This is a genomic window from Demequina muriae (assembly GCF_030418295.1).
Lineage (GTDB): Bacteria > Actinomycetota > Actinomycetes > Actinomycetales > Demequinaceae > Demequina > Demequina muriae.
Window position 1 is genome coordinate 1 of sequence record NZ_JAUHQA010000054.1, and the last position, 515, is coordinate 515.

Annotated in this window: 1 protein-coding gene; it reads right to left on the minus strand. The window is 68.7% G+C overall.

Going from position 1 to position 515, the window contains the following annotated elements:
* The coding region (locus tag QQX02_RS13345; RefSeq protein ID WP_301143861.1) for a ferredoxin--NADP reductase at positions 1 to 515 on the minus strand (515 nt) is incomplete at both ends.

Below are 515 nucleotides of genomic sequence, written 5' to 3' on the forward strand. Positions count from 1 at the left end.
GGGCTGCCGCACAGCATCACGCGGTCGGTGTCCGGGCTGAGCGGCGGCAGGCCGGTGACCTGGCTCATCACGCCGTCGACGATGGCGTCGGTGATGCGGCCGCGGTTGCGGAAGGGCTCGCGGGTGACGGTCGGGTAGTAGATCAGCTTCTCGCGCACCAGTTCGCCCAGGTACTCGTGCTGCGGCAGTTCGCGCTCGAGGTAGTCGGCGTAGGCCAGGTCGCTGACCTGGCGCACGCCATGGGCGAGCACGATCTTCTCGTAGCGTTCGTAGGTCGCCGGGTCGCGGATGATGCTCATGAACGGGGCCAGGCCCGTGCCGGTGCCGAGCAGGTACAGGTTCCGGCCGGGCTTGAGGTCGTCGAGCACCAGCGTGCCGGTGGACTTGCGGCTGACCACCAGCGGGTCGCCGGGCTTGAGGTGCTGCAGGCGCGAGGTCAGCGGGCCGTTGGGCACCTTGATCGAGAAGAACTCGAGGTGTTCCTCCCAGCTCGCGCTGGCGATGGAATAGGCGCG